The sequence below is a fragment of the Acidaminococcus sp. CAG:542 genome, assembly GCF_000437815.1.
Taxonomy (GTDB): Bacteria; Bacillota; Negativicutes; order Acidaminococcales; family Acidaminococcaceae; genus Acidaminococcus.
The window spans coordinates 269-17,387 of sequence record NZ_FR902068.1 but is presented as its reverse complement, the minus strand read 5'-3'; the positions used below and the strand labels follow the sequence as shown (position 1 = coordinate 17,387).

The window sequence follows — 17,119 nt, the reverse complement described above, 5'->3', positions numbered from 1 at the left end:
CTGGCTGCCGGCACCCCTTCCAGGGGGACGGCGGCCAGTTCTTTTTCTGTCCGGGCGAATTCTTCCGGCAGGAAGCCGGCGGCGGCTCCGGACCGGATGTAGGACAGGATGGTGAATACCTGGCTGGTCTGGTGGAGAACCTGGGGTTCTGTCTGGGCCTGGGCGAACAGCCGGCGGATGTACCGGGTCTGGCCGAAGGTGTCCGGGAACAGTACCAGGGGCACCCCGGCCAGGTCCTGGAAGGAGAGGATTTTCTTCCGGGCCAGGGGATGGGTCCGGGCCACAAACAGTTCCAGCCGGCTTTTTTTGATGACCTTGCAGTGATAGGGGGCCAGGGGCAGATGGTTGGTGACACACAGGATCAGGTCCAGTTCCTGCCGGTCCAGGAGCCCGTACAGCACGCTGGCGGTGTCCTCTACAGTGCGGATCTGATAATGAGGATGCCGGGCCAGGAACTGCTGGTGGAGCTGGGGGAAAATGGTGTTCCCGCACATGGGCACCACCCCGATCCGCAGGATCTGCCGGCCGGTTTTCAGGGAAGTCCCCAGTTTTTCCAGCTCCTCGCTTTCTTTCAGCCAGCGCTGGCAGCCTTCCCACAGCTTCCGGCCCTCCGGGGTGAGCGAAATGGTGCTGTGCTGCCGTTCAAACAGGGCTACGCCGCAGTCCTGTTCCAGTTCCTTGATGGCCTTGGAAACTGCCGGCTGGGAAATGTGGAGCTTTTCCGCCGCCCGGGAAAAGGTGCCCCACCGGCACACAGCGGCAAAGGTGGGAATATAGGACAAACGCATGGGAACTCTCCTTATCCATAACTGATGGTTGGGTGAACCAACGAATTGGTATTTCACAAAGTTATCTTAAAAGAGTATAACAGAAGCATCAGGAAAAGGAAAGGGAACGTGGTATAATGGAACTGTCACTAACGGAATTTTTTGACTTATTTTGGGAGATCCATTATGAACCATACCATAGATCCTGCTGCTTTGTGGGACACCCTCCAGGGAGCTTTGCTCATGCCGGACTTCTGCCGGGCCCTGGGGCTGACCGCCGACCAGATGGAACGGCAGCTCCGGTCCTGGGGGCTCCAGGAGGCCTGTCCGCTTCTTTCCGGGGCGGCTGAGGAAAACGGCCGCTTTGCCGCCGGCTCCGTGCTGGAAATCCTCCGGGGATTCCTGCCCCCTTTGGCGGACGAGCCGTCCCAGGGCTGGCTTACCGACTGCTACCAGTACCTGCTCCGGCAGATTTTCCCGGAACCCACCCAGCCGGAACCTGCTGCTGATGCCGTCTGCTATGAAGCCGGCCGGCGGCTGTTCCTCCAGGTGCTCCGGGGACTGTACCATTATGAATACATCCACTGCCCCTTCGACCCCTGCCGGAACCTGGTGCTGCTCCCGGCCGGAGAAGTCCGGAAGGAACAGTACACCCGGGAATATCCCCGGTTCCGTACCCTGGTCCGGGACCGGTATCTCTACGAATTCATGCGCCTGGGCACGGAAGTGACCCCTTTCAACACCCTGGGGCACATTGGTGGGGTCACCTATGTGGCCCTGTTCATGGCCCGGCAGCTCCACCGTCGGCAGGTGCCTGTGGACGTGGCTCTTATCGCCGGAGCTGCCGCCCTTCACGACATAGGCAAATACGGCTGCAAAAAAGGGGAGGAGCGGCGGGTTCCCTACCTCCATTACTACTATACGGACCTGTTCTGCGAACGGGAAGGGCTGCCCCAGATGGGCCACATTGCCGCCAACCATTCCGTATGGGACCTGGAACTGGAAAACCTGTCCGTGGAATCCCTGCTGCTGATCTATGCGGATTTCCGGGTGAAAAGCTACCGGGACAAGGAGGGGAAAGAAATCATCCATTTCTACACCCTCCAGGAAGCCTTTGACGTAATCCTCAGCAAACTGGACGATGTGGACGGGGCCAAGCGCCGGCGGTACCAGAAGGTTTACCGGAAACTGGCGGATTTCGAAGCCTACATGGCCGAACTGGGGGTCACCCTGGACCTGCCGGAGGACTTCGCCCAGGAGCCTCTCCGGGAACAGGTCCGGCCCCACCGGGAAATGGTGCTTATGGAAGGGGAGGAAGTGGTCCGGCAGCTGAAATACACCGCCATTGCCCACAACATCCGGCTCATGAGCATTTTCCGCAGTGAACGGGACTTCGGCAACCTCATCGAAGCCGCCCGCAGCGAACCCAACTGGAAGAACCTCCGGGCTTATATCAGCATCTTCGAGGAATATTCCACCTACATGACGGAACGGCAGAAGCTGATGACCCTCCAGTTCCTCTACGAACTCCTGAGCCACCGGGAAGAGGACATCCGGGTCCAGGCGGCGGAACTGATGGGCCGGATCGTGGCCAATTTCAACGAGCGCTACACCAAGGAACTGCCCAAAGGGGTGCTGCTGCCCCGGAAAAAGGTCACCAACCGGACACTGTTCCGCCAGTACGTGGAGCAGATCATCGATCCGGGGCTCCGGTACACCCAGCAGCACAAAAACCGGATCGGGGCCTGTCTGGGGCCCTTCCTCCGGTCGGTGCTGGCCACCCGGTACCAGCGGCTGGGCACGGCCCTGGCCAATATTGCGGAAGAAGAGCATCCTACGGCCCTGTATCTGGAAATCCTCCAGCCCTGGTACGAAAGGCCCGCCGCCACTCCGGAACAGCAGATGATCCTCCTCCAGGCCCTGCTGTTCCTCCGTCCGGAAGATCTGACCGATTCCTTCCGCCAGGCGGTGGAAAAAGCCCTCCGGACCGCAGGACGGGACCCCAGTTCCATTGTGCGGATCGGGGCCCTGTACGGGCACCATCACCTGTTCGGGGGCCAGGACGGGGAAGACATATTCATACCCCGGCTGCTCCGGACCATGGACCTGCCGGAAGAACCGGCGGCCTTTGGGGAAAAGGAAAGCAGCCTGTTCCTGGAAGACCTGAAAAGCGGCATCCACTGGCTGATCAAAATCGCCAACATCCATCTCATGTGCCACGACCTGCTCCGGCAGAAGGAACGGGGGAATGTGATGCACCTGGGGATGCACCTGTGCAACCTGGTGAAGGTCAGCGAGCACCTGGCAGTGCGCCAGGCAGCCGGGGAGGCCCTGCTGAAGATCGCCGACACCATGACCTGGGCCCAGCGGAACGAAATGGCGGTGGAACTGTTCAACGGTCTGGAAATCGGAGACCTCCAGATCACCAAATATGTGCCGGAATACCTGGGAAAGCTGATCCTGAAGCTACTGCCGGAGGAACTGGACGAATTCCTCAGTTCCCTCCGGGCGGAAATCGATTCCACCAACTTCCAGCTGGCCGGGGCGGCGGTGAACACCATGGGGGTGGTGCTGGAAAACTTTCAGGACTTTGCGGACCGGTTCCCCCAGGAAACGAAACGGAACCAGGGGCGGCAGCTCCAGCTGCTTTACGCCATCCTCCGGGCCTATGCCCACTACAACCGGGAACTGAGCCGGGACGCCTTCCGGGCCCTGGCCGCCTATGTGTTCGGCAGCGGGAAGATGCCGGAAAACCGGAAGGACTTCCTGTTCCTCCACAGCGCCAAGAAAATCTGGGTGCTGCTCAACGAAAACTCCGAAGCCATGCTGGATTTCTACACCAACGCGGCGGTACTGAACCACCTGTACCGGTATGTGGGCCGGGCGGAAACGGACCGGGGCGGGTTCGCCTTCCCGCCGGAGCAGAAGGTGTGCTTCTATCCCGGCACCTTCGACCCTTTCAGCAGCGGCCACAAGGCAGTGGCCCGGCGGATCCGGGACATGGGCTTTACGGTGTACCTGGCCCTGGACGAATTTTCCTGGTCCAAGCACACCCAGCCCCGGCTCATGCGCAGGAAGATCATGAACATGTCCGTGGCGGATATGGAAAACATCTATCCTTTTTCCGAAAATCTGTCGGTGAACATTGCCAATCCGGAAGACATCCGGAAACTGAAGGCCATTTTCGCCCACAAGGACCTGTATCTGGCGGTGGGCTCCGATGTGGTGGAAAATGCCTCCGCCTACCGGCTGGAGCCCACGGAAGATTCCATACATGCGGTGAACCACATTATCTTTGAACGGGAGACCCGGGAAAACGCCAACTGGTACACCGACGCCCCCGGGGGAAAAGTGAAGGAAAAAATCGCCGAACAGAAGATCCGGGGAAAGATCCTCCATCTCCGGCTGGACAAATTCTTCGAGGACGTGAGTTCCACCCGGATCCGGGAGAACATCGACCAGAACCGGGACATTTCCGCCCTCATCGACCCGGTGGCCCAGAACTTCATCTACGCCAACAATCTGTATCTCCGGGAACCGGCCTACAAACACGTGCTGGAAGCCCGGGAAATCGGCATCGGGGATTTCCGGCCCCGGACCTGGAACCAGCTGCCCCATCTCCCGGCTCTGGCCCGGCAGGTGGGGGCCAATCCCGTCCTGCTCCAGAAGTACCTGGCCTGGGAGGCGGAGGACGGCCGGCCCAGAGTCTTCACCCAGTATGTGGATACCGGGGAAGGAGGGGAACGGCTGGCGGCTTTCGGAGCCGTGCACCAGGTGCCCATGCAGAGCCTGCTCCTGGAATTCCAGGATCCCCGGGTGGCGGAACACATCCGGGAGGAAGCCTCCGGGCGCATCGCCTCTCTGGGCTGGTTCTCCGTCAGTGAGGAAAGCCCCATTTCCCATCCGGGACAGATCCTTTTGACGGAAATCATGACGGAACTGCTGAACCGGGACTTCACCTACGTGGTCTACCATCCGGTGGATCCTTCCGGCTACAGCGAAAAGGCCGTGGGAGTCCTGGTCCGCCAGGGGTTCGTGGATATCGCCCCGGAAGGGTCACCCCATCCTCTCTATGCAGCCCACATCAAATCCCCGGTGGTGCTGTTCCGGGACGTGGAAACCACCATCAAGAATCCCTTCAACAAGAACCTCCGGGTCCAGAAGGCCCTGGACAAGGCCCACAACAACCTGCTGTCCGTACTCCGGCGGCTGTATCCCGGCCGGCTGATCCTGTCCTTCAACACCAGCGCCATGCACTACCGGATCATCCAGAAGGTGGCCCGGCTCAACGGGGTATCCACCCTGGAAGACCCCAAGAAGCGCCGGGGACCCTACATGTCCGTGCCTTTCGGCAAGGCCCTCAGCGATGTGCTGGTGCCCAACACGGTGACCAAGGCCCTCCACATCGAAAAGTACTTCAACCGGTCCGTCAAGGGGTTCACTCTGGCGGAAGCCCATCACTACGCCACTGTGGACAACCAGGTGAAGACCATCCGGTCCTTCCGCCGGCCGGTGATCCTTATTGACGACCTGCTGGAAAAAGGCCACCGGATGCGGATGCTCACCCCCTACCTGAAAAAGAACAATGTGGAAGTCCAGGAGGTGCTGGTGGGGGTCATGACCGGCTACGCCATGGATCTTATGGCCCAGCAGGGATACCGGTGCCAGTGCGCCTATTTCCTGCCCTCCCTGGAGCTGTGGCTCAACGAGCGGGACTGCTACCCCTTCATCGGCGGGGACAGCATCGACAATGCCAACAACTACAGCGGCTATGACAGGAATCCTTCGGTGAACCTGATCCTGCCCTATGTGAAGCCGGAATTCATCCGCCAGGGAGATGCGGACGCGGCCTATCTGTATTCCCTTACCTGTCTCCAGAACGCCAAGCTGATCATGGAGACCCTCCAGGACGAATACCAGGCCCTGTACGAAAAACGGCTGACCCTGAAACGGCTGGGAGAAGTGATCTCCGTCCTCCGGATCCCGGATATGGACATCGGGGTGAAGTTCGACCCCAACATGGATCCCACCCGGTTCATCGAAAACGACATCGAACGGCTGGTCCGGCTGCGCTGGGGTGAATCCGGCACCGGACTGTATGACAGGAACCGGGGCGGCGAATGAGCTGCCTTTGGTGAAAGGAGTGCTGCAAATGGAAAACAACTGGCTTCACATCAGCGATCTGCCCAAAGAGGCGGGAATCACCCAGCCCCTGTCCCTGCTGGGGCGTCCGGCTCTCAGGGAAAAGAACCGGGTCCACATCCTGGCCCTGGGGGACGTGGGACGGACCATGCTCATCGGGCTCCGGCTCCTGGGGTCCGACAAGATCGCCTCCATAGGCCTCTGCGACCTGAACGAAAAGAACCTCCAGCGGCTGGAAATCGAAATCAATCAGATCCGGTATCCTTTCCCGGAAGGGGACCAGGTGCTGCCGGCCGTGGATATCGTCACTGAAGACAGGCTCTTTGACTGCGACGTGTTCATTTTCTGCGCCACCAAAGGGACTCCTCCCATCGGGGCCAAAGGGGATATGCGGATGATCCAGCTGGCGGCCAACAGCGAACTGGTCCGGCACTTCGGGGACCTGGCCCGGAAGGCAGGGTACCAGGGCCTGGCCTGCATCGTTTCCGACCCGGTGGACAACCTGTGCCGGGCCTTCCTGGAAAGTTCCGGCCTGGCGCCCTGGCAGGTCCAGGGATACGGGTTGGGAGTCATGAACGCCCGGGCCTGTTACTATGCGGAAAAAGATCCCCGGCTCACCCATTATCTGAAAGAAGGACGGGCCTTTGGTCCTCACGGCCAGGATCTGGTGATCGCCGACAGCCTGGAACACTACAATGATGAGCTTTCCCGGGAACTGACCCGGAAAACCGTCACCTGCAACCTGGCAGTCCGGGAACTGGGGTACAAGCCCTACATTGCTCCGGCCCTGTCCAGTGCGGCCATTTCCATCCTGCTGACCCTCCGGGGTGCCTGGCACTACGGATCCCTGTACCTGGGGGACGGGAAAGAGGGGGCCTTCCTGGGCATGAAGAACCGGCTGACGGAACAGGGATTTGAATATGAAGACGCGGCTCTGTGCCCGGAACTGTACGCCCGGATCCGCCACGCCTATCTGAATCTGTGCCGGATGAAATAACCGGCGGGGAAACAGGAAGGGATTTCTATGTTCTATGTGATCAAAATGGGATGGCACGAAGAGGAAACCACCTGCCGGGTGGACGGGGCCCTGAAAAGGGCTCTGGCAGGCCATCCCCATGTGGTTGTGGACCGGCTGTCGGATTTTGCCAGGATGTTTCCGGAAACCGGCCCACGGGAACCCGGTCCGCACAAGCTGCTCTTTGCGGTGAACCTGGGAGTGGGAGGCATGAGCCTGGGATTTGCCCGGATCATCGCCTACATTTCCCTCCATCCCCGCTGCCTGGAAAACTGCACCGGCAGCGTGGTGGTGGACGGGGAGGACGAACTGTTCACCAAAAAGGCCGGAAGGGAAATGATCTTCATGGCCAACCGGTCCGGCTGCGCCTTTCCCGGGGCGCCCCTGGTGGAAGCCACCGGGTCCCTGTACAACTTCAATATCCGGGCCAGGATCCAGGGCATCGGCAACCAGGAGGCCTACGAAAACGCCGTGGCCCAGCTGGTGGACAAGCTCCTGGTCTTTGACGGGGTTCCGGCGCCGGAAGGGGGACGGCACAAAATCGCTCTGTTCCACGCCAGCAGCCGGAAGACCTCCAATACCCTGCTGCTCTGGAGCCTTGTCCGGAAGCAGCTGGAACCAGCGGCCCAGATCCGGGAAGTGAGCCTCCGGAACGGCACCGTGGTGGACTGCCGGGGCTGCAGCTACGAAGCCTGTCTCCATTTCGGGGAGCAGGGGGACTGTTTCTACGGAGGGGTCATGGTGGAAGAAGGGTACCCGGCCATCCGGGAAAGCGACACCCTGGTCTTTGCCTGTCCCAATTACAACGATGCAGTAAGCGCCAACATCATGGCCTTCTTCAACCGGATGACCGCCCTGTTCCGGACGGACTACCGGGAATTTGCCAAAAAGCGGATCTTCGCCCTGGTGGTCAGCGGCTACAGCGGGGGAGACATTGTGGCGGAACAGGTGATCGACGCCCTGAACTGCAACAAGCACTTCATCCTGCCTCCGCATTTTGCCCTGATGGAAACCGCCAATGACCCGGGGAGCATCCTGCAGAACCAGGGGCTGGAGCAAAGAGTGAAGGAGATGGCCCGGCGGATTGCAGGGTAGAGAGTTTCCCTCTTTTTAAAACAATTTAAATGATGTACAATAAGAAGCTGTAACCGGCTGTTGCGGAACGGCTTCTTTTTGTCTATCTGGCAACGGCCCCTATCCAAGAAAGAAGGCTGACAATGTGACCCTGTTCAAAAAATGGCAACAACTGATTTTCTGCGGGTTCCTGGGCGCCCTGTCCTTCCTGGTGCCTCCTCCGGGAGACCTGGCCCCGGCCGGCTGGCATGTGTTCGGCGTCTTTGCCGCCACCATTGTGGGGCTGATCCTGAAACCTCTGCCCATGGGCGTCATGGCTCTTTTGGGCATGGTGAGCCTTTGTCTCACCCGGGCCCTTACCCTGAAAGAAGCTCTCAGTGGATTCAGCATCCCTACCATCTGGCTGGTGGTAGTGGCCTTCTTTATTTCCCGGGGCATCGTAAAGACCGGGCTGGGGGAACGGATTGCCTATCTGTTTGTGGAACGGTTCGGCAAAAAGCCCCTGTTCCTGGCCTATTCCCTGGTGGCCAGCGACCTGGTGATTGCCCCGGCCATGCCCAGCAACACCGCCCGGGCCGGAGGCATCCTGGCTCCCATTGTCCAGTCCCTGAACGTGACCTTTGGTTCCGACCCCAAAGAAGGGACCCAGAACAAACTGGGGAATTTCCTGGTGCCGGTGGTGTTCCAGTGCGACGTGGTGATTTCCGCCGTGTTCCTTACCTCCATGGCCGCCAACCCCATGGCCGTCAGTTTCGCCAGCGATCTGTTGGGGGTGAACATGACCTGGGGCGGCTGGCTGGCGGCTTCCTGTGTGCCGGCAGTGATTTCCCTGGTGCTGTTCCCGCTGGTGATCTATAAAATGAACCCGCCGGAACTGAAGGAGACTCCGGAGGCTCCGGCTCTGGCCCGGCAGAAGCTGGATGCCATGGGTCCCCTGAAACGGGAAGAAAAAGCCATGGCCGTGATCTTTCTTCTGCTCATCGGTCTCTGGGCCGGGGGCCGGTACATCGGTCTCAGTGAAACTCTCACCGCCCTTTTTGGCCTGTGCCTGCTGCTGTTAGCCAACGTGCTTACCTGGGATGACATCAAAAGTGAACAAGCCGCCTGGGATACTCTGGTCTGGTTCGCCATCCTGGTGATGATGGCCGGATTTTTGAACACCAAAGGGATGATCCCCTGGTTCAGCAAAGAAATGAGCGCCCTGGTGGCCGGGGACAACGGACTGGTGGCCATGGCCATCCTGGCAGTGGTGTACTTTTATTCCCATTACCTGTTCGCCAGCAGCACCGCCCATGTAAGCGCCATGTACGCCGCCTTCCTCAGCGTCATGGCCAGCGCCGGGGCACCGTCCACCATGGCCGCCTATGTGCTGGCCTGGTTCAGCAGCCTGTTCGGATGTCTCACCCATTACGGCTCCGGCCCGGCTCCCATCTTTTTTGGCGCCGGATATGTGACCCAGAACCGGTGGTGGCAGATCGGCTTCGTCCTGAGCCTGCTGTCCATCCTGATCTGGGGCGGCATCGGCTGTCTGTGGGGGAAGGTCCTGGGAATGTGGTAAAAATTTAATTTTCCGAAAACGGCCAAACTGTGGTACAATGGGTAACAAATACTGTACCTGGAAAGGCGGAGACCCATGAAACAATTTGATGCAAGAAATCTGTCCATGATGTTTGACCTCTATGAAATGACCATGGCCAACGGGTATTTTGAAGACAAGAAACGGGACAGGGACGACTACGTGTCCTTTGATGTATTTTATCGGAACAATCCGGACGGAGGCGGTTTCGCCATTTTTGCCGGTCTGGAACAGGTGCTGGATTACCTGGAAAACATGCACTTTTCCACCGAAGACATTTCCTATCTCCGAAGCCTCCATGTATTCAGCGAACCCTTCCTCCAGTGGCTGGAAACCTACCAGTTCCGGGGAAATGTATATGCCATGCCCGAAGGCAGTGTGATTTATCCTGATGAACCCCTGCTGACGGTGTACGCTCCTCTGGTGGATGCCCAGCTGGTGGAAACCGCTATCCTGTGCGAGATCAACCACCAGTCCCTGATCGCCACCAAGGCCCAGCGGATCGTGAAAGCCGCCCAGGGCCGGGGGGTGTCCGACTTTGGCGCCCGCCGGGCCCACAACATGGACGCCGCCGTATACGGGGCCCGGGCCGCCTATATCGGCGGAGCTGACAGCACGGCCACCGTCCTGGCCGGCCAGATGTTCAACATCCCGGTAAGCGGCACCATGGCCCACAGCTGGGTCATGTACTACGACGACGAATACACCGCTTTCAAGCGGTTCGCGGAAATCTACCCGGACAACGCCATCCTGCTGGTGGATACCTACGATGTACTGGATTCCGGGGTGCCCAACGCCATCCGGGTGGCCAAGGAAGTACTGGAACCCATGGGCAAACGGCTGAAAGGGATCCGGATCGACTCCGGGGACCTGGCCTACCTGTCCAAAAAGGCCCGGAAGATGCTGGACGATGCCGGGCTCACCGATGCCATCATCGTCATGAGCAACTCCCTGGATGAATACACCATCAGCTCCATCCTGGAACAGGGCGGCTGTGTGGATTCCTTCGGGGTGGGGGAACGGCTGATTACCGCCAAGAGCGACCCGGTCTTCGGGGCCGTGTACAAGCTGGTGGCTGTACACAAGGACAAAGCCATCATCCCCAAGATCAAGATCTCCGAAACCTTTGAAAAGATCACCAACCCGGGCCGGAAACGGGCCTGGAGAGTGTATGACAAAACCGGTCATGCCATTGCGGATCTCCTGACCCTCCATGACGAAGATCCCCGGGAAAGTGCCGAATTCCCCTTTGTGGATACCCAGCGGCCCTGGAAGAAGATGGCCTTCAAAGACTGTACCTTCCGGGAACTCCAGGAACTGGTGCTGGAAAAAGGCAAGCGCCTCCACCCGTCCCCGTCCCTGGAAGAAATCCGCCGGTACGTGCGGAAGCAGCTGGACCACGAAATCTGGCCCGAAGAACAGCGCTTCAGCAACCCCCACATGCATTTCCTGGACATGAGTCCCCGGTACTACGCCATGAAGATGGCCCTGCTGGAAGATGTGAAGAAGGGGAAATAAGACGGTCAAAGGAGAATACCATGTCCCATCCCTGGGAATCGTACCAGGCGGTTTATGTGCACATCCCTTTTTGTGTCCATAAATGTGCCTACTGTGATTTTGCTTCGTATCAGATTTACAATGACCATATCATGAACGACTGCGCCCGGCGTCTGGTGGAGGAAATCTCCGCCTGTACGCCGGCTTTGCCGGTTTCGCCCAGGGCTACGGTGTATTTCGGCGGGGGCACCCCCAGTGTGCTGCCTTTGGATGATCTGGCTGCCATTGTTTCCGCCCTGAAGGAACGGGGCTTCTGGCAGCAGCCGGCGGAAGCCACCCTGGAGGCCAATCCGGGGACGGTGGACCTGGAACGGCTCCGGTTTTACCGGTTTTTGGGGTTCGACCGGCTGAGCCTGGGAATCCAGTCCTTCCAGCAGTCTGAACTGGTGTCCATGGGCCGGATCCATACGGCGGAGCAGGCGGAAGAAGCCATTGCCCTGGCCCGGCAGGCCGGGTTCCGGCGGATCAGCGGGGATTTGATCTACGGTTACCCTGGCCAGACAGTGGAATCTGTCCGGGATTCCCTGGAACGGCTGCTGCAAACCGGGGTGGACCATGTGTCCGTCTACGGTCTTACGGTGGAAGAGGGGACCCTTCTGGCCAAACAGATCCGGGAAGGGCAGCTGGCCCTGCCTTCGGAAGAGGAAACCGGTACCATGTACGACCTGCTCATGGAAGAACTGCCCAAAGCCGGGTACCAAAGGTACGAAATCTCCAATTTTGCCCGGCCCGGCCAGGAATCCCGGCACAACCAGGTGTACTGGCACTACGATCCCTATCTGGCCTTCGGCCCTGCTGCCTGCGGGTTCGACGGAAAGAAACGGGAGACCAATCCCTGGAATCTGATGGCCTATCTCCGGGGAGAAGCCCCGGAACAGGAAGAACTGACTCCCACGGAACGGCGGGAAGAGCTGGTGTTCATGAACCTGCGCACCGCCAAGGGACTGTCCCTGGAAGAATTCCGACTGCGGACGGGAGAAGATTTCTTCCATATATATAAAGAAGGGTTCGCCCATTGCCAGAACCGGGGCTGGATCACCCGGGAAGGGGACCGTATCCGCCTTACGGAACAGGGGATGCGGTACGGAAATCTGGCCTTTGAAGAATTTTTGTAAAAAGGCAAATATTTTTAGGGAAAGTATTGACAATTTGACTAAAGAGGTGTATCTTTACACTTAGATGTTAGCACTCCAATTATTAGAGTGCTAACAATCCAGAAGAGAGATGATTACAGTGCTGAGTGACCGCAAGAAAAAAATTCTTCAACTGATCATTGAAGACTATATCGAAACGGCGGAGCCTGTAGGATCTCGCAGCATCGCCAGGAAGTACAATCTGGGGATCAGCCCGGCAACCATCCGGAACGAAATGTCCGACCTGGAACTGCTGGGTTATCTGGAGCAGCCCCATACTTCGGCGGGCCGTGTCCCGTCGGCGGCTGCCTATCGGTACTATGTGGATTCCATTGCCAAACCCGATGCCCTGGCGCCCAACGATGTGGCGCTGATCAACAGCTGGTTCCGGGAACGGGTCCACAGCATCGACGATATCTTCCAGTCCACCGCCAAGATCCTGTCACGGATGAGCAAGAACGTGTCCGTGGTGCTGGCCAACAAGGACAGCGAAAGCGTATTTTCCTATCTTCGCTTCCTGCCCCTGAACGAGCACCAGGCCATCCTGTGCATTGTGGCCAACGACGGGCGGATGGACAACAGTGTGATCCAGATCCCGGCGGGCATGAGCCGCCTGGAAATGGACACCCTGGCCCAGAGAGTCACCAACAAGCTCCATGGGATGAAGCTGAACGATATCACAGACCAGATCCTGAAAGACGTCCGGGATGCCCTGGCTGGGGACAAAGCCCTGTATGCTTCTCTGATCCAGGTGGTCAGACAGATGCGGAGCGGCCAGTCGGAGAACAAGATGTACCTGGGCGGCACCAAACAGCTGCTCAGCCAGCCGGAATTCAAGGATCCGGAACGGATCCGGGAGCTGCTGAGCGTGCTGGAGGAAGAGCAGATGCTGAAAGACATGCTGATGGCCGACAAGGACTCCGGTCTCAAGGTAACCATCGGCAGCGAGAACAAATTTTCCGGCATCCAGGACTGCAGCATGATCCAGGCCACCTACCGTCTCAACGGACAGGTGGTGGGGACCCTGGCGGTCCTGGGACCGACCCGTATGGAATACCGGAAGGTGATTTCCGTCATGGATTACCTTCACAACTACCTGCGGGTGGTCATGAATAAAATGGATGAAAAGTAGGGGAGGACCAATGGAAAAGGACCAGCAGAAGAACCCGGAAACCGTGAAGGCAGAGGGTGCGGAAGCGGCCCAGGCCCAGACTGCGGCGGAAGAAACCGCAGAACAGGCCAAGGCAGCGGAAGCAGCCCAGGCTGACACCAAAGATGAAAAAGCAGCAGAACCCGATCCCAGGGACGAAAAGATCGCCCAACAGGAACAGCAGATCGCTGACCTGCAGAACCGGCTCCTGCGGCTCCAGGCAGATTTTGACAACTTCCGGAAACGGAACAACGAAGAACGGGAACGTCTGGGCCGGTATGTAACCGGACAGGTGGCCCGGGAATTTTTGAAGGTGCTGGACAATTTCGAACGGGCGGAAGCCAGTCTGGAAACCAGCAAAGACGGAGCGGCCATCCAAAAAGGCATGGAAATGATCCACAAGCAGTTTGAAAAGGCACTCCAGACCCTGCACATCGAAGAGATCCCGGCGGAAGGCAAGCCTTTCGACCCTCAGATCCATGAAGCCGTGATGCAGGGCAGCAACCCGGATCTGCCGGATGAAAGCATCGACCTGGTCCTGGAAAAGGGCTACAAGATCGGTGACGACGTAATCCGTCATTCCAAGGTGCGGGTTGTCCGCAACGATTGAAAACAACGTTTTGAACGATTGATAATTCCAGAGTGTACAGGAGGAATTCATTATGTCTAAGATTATTGGTATTGACTTAGGGACCACCAACTCCGTAGTCGCTGTGATGGAAGGCGGCGAACCTACGGTTATTACCACCCAGGAAGGCGGCCGGCTGACTCCTTCCGTGGTTGGCTTTACGAAAAACGGGGAAAGACTGGTAGGCCAGCTGGCCAAACGCCAGGCTGTATCCAACCCGGAACGGACTATCAGCTCCATCAAACGGCACATGGGCACCAAATACACGGTGACCATTGACGGCAAGGATTATACTCCGGAACAGATTTCCGCCATGATCCTGGAAAAGATGAAGGGCGATGCAGAACGGTATCTGGGTGAAAAAGTCACCGAAGCCGTCATCACCGTACCGGCTTACTTCAACGACAGCCAGCGTCAGGCCACCAAGGATGCAGGCCGGATCGCCGGGCTGGATGTAAAACGGATCATCAACGAACCCACGGCTGCAGCTCTGGCTTACGGCATCGATAAATCCGACGACCACACCATCCTGGTTTACGACCTGGGCGGCGGCACCTTCGATGTGTCCATCCTGGAACTGGGCGACGGGGTGTTCGAAGTGAAATCCACCAACGGGGATACCCATCTGGGCGGCGATGACTTCGATAAACGGATCATGGACTGGATGTGCGATGAATTCAAGAAACAGAACGGCATCGACCTGACCGGGGACAAGATGGCCATGCAGCGGATCCGTGAAGCTGCTGAAAAAGCCAAGATCGAACTGTCCAACATGCTGACCACCAATATCAACCTGCCGTTCATTTCCGCAGGCCCCAACGGCCCTGTGCATATGGACCTGGATCTGACCCGGGCCAAATTCGATGAAATGACCAGCGACCTGGTTGACCGGACCCTCGTGTGCGTCAACAAGGCCCTCAGCGATGCCAACATGACCCCGAAAGACATCAACAAGGTCCTGCTGGTAGGCGGCTCTTCCCGTATCCCTGCGGTGCAGGAAGCCATTAAACGGACCATGGGCCAGGAACCGGCTCACGGGGTGAACCCGGATGAATGTGTGGCCATGGGTGCTGCCATCCAGGCCGGTGTACTGGCTGGGGATGTGAAAGACGTCCTGCTGCTGGATGTAACGCCTCTGTCCCTGGGTATTGAAACCATGGGCGGCGTAATGACCAAGATCATTGACCGGAACACCACCATTCCTACTTCCAAGAAACAGATCTTCTCCACGGCTACCGACAACCAGCCCTCTGTGGATATCCACGTACTCCAGGGCGAACGGGAAATGGCTGCGGACAACAAGACCCTGGGCCGTTTTGAACTGTCCGGCATTCCGGCAGCTCCCCGGGGAGTGCCTCAGATCGAAGTGGCCTTCGATATCGATGCCAACGGTATCGTAAACGTAAGCGCCAAGGATCTGGGTACCGGCAAGGAACAGAAGATCACCATTACCTCTTCCGGCAGCCTGAGCAAGGAAGAAGTGGACAAGATGGTGAAGGAAGCCCAGGCCAACGAAGCCGCCGACAAGAAGCGGAAGGAAACCGTAGAAGCCAAGAACCAGGCAGATACCCTGATCTACCAGGCTGAAAAGACCGTGAAGGACATGAACGGCAAAGGCCATGACGACCTGATCAAGAAGGTCCAGGACGCCATCGCCGCCCTGAAAGAAACCATGAAAGGCGACGATACCGACAAGATCAAAGCCGATACCGAAGCCCTGCAGAAACCTCTGTATGAACTGAGCGCTGAACTGTACAAGCAGAACCAGGGCGCTGCCCAGGGTGCTGCCGGTGCCAATGCCAACACCAACGCCGGTGCAGGCGCCAACGGAGGGACCGAAAGCAAGAAAGCCGACGACGATGTAGTGGATGCGGAAGTCGTTGACGACGACAAGAAATAAGCTTTCCTAGAGGGAGATACGGATGGCAGAGAAGAGAGACTACTATGAAGTGCTGGGCGTTTCCAAAAACGCCACAGCCGATGAGCTGAAAAAGGCCTACCACAAACTGGCCCGGAAGTATCACCCCGACCTGAACAAAGACAATCCGGAAGCAGCGGACAAATTCAAAGAGGCCAACGAAGCCTACAGTGTCCTCAGCGACCCCCAGAAGAGAGCGGCCTATGACCAGTATGGCCATGCCGCTTTCCAGAACGGAGGAGGACCCGGCGCTGGTGCCGGCAACCCCTTCGGCGGCGGGTTCCAGGGCTTTGGAGGTTTCGGCGGCGGAGAAGGCATGGACGACATCTTCAACATGTTCTTTGGAGGTGCCGGACGGGGCGGTTCCGGCCGGCGGGCCGACAATGGCCCCCGGCAGGGGTCCGACCTGCGGATGGACCTGCAGATCACCTTTGAAGAGGCCGCTTTTGGCACGGAAAAGAAGATCCGCCTGAACCGGGAAGAGGAATGTGAAACCTGTCACGGTTCCGGGGCGGCTCCCGGCAGCACGCCGGAAACCTGTCCGGACTGCCATGGTACAGGGGAGATCCGGGTTACCCAGAATTCTCTCTTTGGCCAGGCGGTCAACGTCCGGACCTGTCCCAAATGTCATGGTACCGGGAAGATTGTCACCAATCCCTGCAAGGACTGCCATGGCACAGGCCGGGTGAAGAAGAAACGGATGCTGACGGTGAAGATCCCTGCCGGCGTGGACAATGGTTCCCGCCTGCGGGTGGCCGGCGAAGGGGAAGCCGGGCTCCGGGGCGGACGTCCCGGGGACCTGTACGTATACCTGTACGTGAAGCCCCACAAGTTCTTTGAACGGGACGGCACCACCGTAACCTGCGAAGTGCCCATCAACATCGTCCAGGCTACCCTGGGGGCGGAGATCGAGGTACCCACCCTGTACGGCCAGGTGAAGGTGAAGATCCCGGAAGGGACCCAGCCCAACAAGATCCTGCGTCTCAAAGGGAAAGGGATCGTATCCCTGCGGTCGGGTCAGAAGGGCGATCAGATGGTCCGGATCAAAGTGGTGATCCCTACCGAGCTCAGCGAGGCTCAGAAAGAGGCCCTGCGGAAGTTCGGCGATGCCAGCGGAAGCACCATCAATCCGGAAGAAAAAAGTTTCCTGAACAAAATC

General features: G+C 58.6%; 11 protein-coding genes. 10 read left to right on the top strand and 1 reads right to left on the bottom strand.

The window, feature by feature from the left end; all coding sequences use genetic code 11:
• On the bottom strand, positions 1-788 hold a 788-nt coding region (locus QVO43_RS05320), incomplete at its 3' end, for a LysR family transcriptional regulator (protein WP_288174574.1).
• A 165-nt stretch (positions 789-953) separates the two neighbouring features.
• Here QVO43_RS05320 and QVO43_RS05315 point away from each other — a divergent pair.
• The 10 genes from QVO43_RS05315 to dnaJ form a co-directional block, all read left to right on the top strand.
• On the top strand, positions 954-5,891 hold the full coding sequence (locus QVO43_RS05315; protein WP_022487533.1) for a metal-dependent phosphohydrolase: 4,938 nt from the start codon (positions 954-956) through the stop codon (positions 5,889-5,891).
• Positions 5,892-5,919: 28 nt separating this feature from the next.
• Positions 5,920-6,906, top strand: coding sequence for a lactate dehydrogenase (locus QVO43_RS05310; protein ID WP_022487532.1), 987 nt, complete (start codon positions 5,920-5,922; stop codon positions 6,904-6,906).
• 27 nt (positions 6,907-6,933) lie between these two features.
• A complete protein-coding gene (locus tag QVO43_RS05305) occupies positions 6,934-8,019 on the top strand; it encodes a flavodoxin family protein (protein ID WP_022487531.1) in 1,086 nt (361 codons plus the stop codon).
• A gap of 124 nt (positions 8,020-8,143) precedes the next feature.
• Positions 8,144-9,556 (top strand): anion permease, encoded by a 1,413-nt coding sequence (locus tag QVO43_RS05300; RefSeq protein WP_022487530.1) that lies wholly within the window; start codon positions 8,144-8,146, stop codon positions 9,554-9,556.
• 75 nt (positions 9,557-9,631) lie between these two features.
• Positions 9,632-11,092 carry a nicotinate phosphoribosyltransferase gene (locus tag QVO43_RS05295; RefSeq protein ID WP_022487529.1) on the top strand — a complete coding sequence of 487 codons (1,461 nt, stop codon included), beginning with the start codon at positions 9,632-9,634 and terminating at the stop codon, positions 11,090-11,092.
• A 20-nt stretch (positions 11,093-11,112) separates the two neighbouring features.
• Positions 11,113-12,246 (top strand): radical SAM family heme chaperone HemW, encoded by a 1,134-nt coding sequence (gene hemW, locus QVO43_RS05290; RefSeq protein WP_022487528.1) that lies wholly within the window; start codon positions 11,113-11,115, stop codon positions 12,244-12,246.
• 109 nt (positions 12,247-12,355) lie between these two features.
• Entirely contained in the window at positions 12,356-13,396 is a 1,041-nt protein-coding gene (gene hrcA / locus QVO43_RS05285; RefSeq protein WP_012938084.1) for a heat-inducible transcriptional repressor HrcA, read from the top strand.
• 10 nt (positions 13,397-13,406) lie between these two features.
• Positions 13,407-14,024 (top strand): nucleotide exchange factor GrpE, encoded by a 618-nt coding sequence (gene grpE, locus QVO43_RS05280; protein ID WP_022487527.1) that lies wholly within the window; start codon positions 13,407-13,409, stop codon positions 14,022-14,024.
• A gap of 52 nt (positions 14,025-14,076) precedes the next feature.
• The gene (gene dnaK, locus QVO43_RS05275) at positions 14,077-15,942 is read left to right on the top strand and encodes a molecular chaperone DnaK (RefSeq protein WP_022487526.1); all 1,866 of its coding nucleotides are present in this window, start codon (positions 14,077-14,079) and stop codon (positions 15,940-15,942) included.
• A 22-nt stretch (positions 15,943-15,964) separates the two neighbouring features.
• Positions 15,965-17,119 (top strand): molecular chaperone DnaJ (dnaJ, locus tag QVO43_RS05270; protein ID WP_288174569.1); only part of this gene is annotated, 1,155 nt, incomplete at its 3' end.

Bases quoted from the DNA above. Each gene is read 5' to 3' on its own strand.
- QVO43_RS05295 (WP_022487529.1), top strand. From the start codon at position 9,632: ATGAAACAATTTGATGCAAGAAATCTGTCCATGATGTTTGACCTCTAT.
- dnaK (WP_022487526.1), top strand. From the start codon at position 14,077: ATGTCTAAGATTATTGGTATTGACTTAGGGACCACCAACTCCGTAGTC.
- hrcA (WP_012938084.1), top strand. From the start codon at position 12,356: ATGATTACAGTGCTGAGTGACCGCAAGAAAAAAATTCTTCAACTGATC.
- QVO43_RS05315 (WP_022487533.1), top strand. From the start codon at position 954: ATGAACCATACCATAGATCCTGCTGCTTTGTGGGACACCCTCCAGGGA.
- QVO43_RS05310 (WP_022487532.1), top strand. From the start codon at position 5,920: ATGGAAAACAACTGGCTTCACATCAGCGATCTGCCCAAAGAGGCGGGA.
- QVO43_RS05305 (WP_022487531.1), top strand. From the start codon at position 6,934: ATGTTCTATGTGATCAAAATGGGATGGCACGAAGAGGAAACCACCTGC.
- grpE (WP_022487527.1), top strand. From the start codon at position 13,407: ATGGAAAAGGACCAGCAGAAGAACCCGGAAACCGTGAAGGCAGAGGGT.
- hemW (WP_022487528.1), top strand. From the start codon at position 11,113: ATGTCCCATCCCTGGGAATCGTACCAGGCGGTTTATGTGCACATCCCT.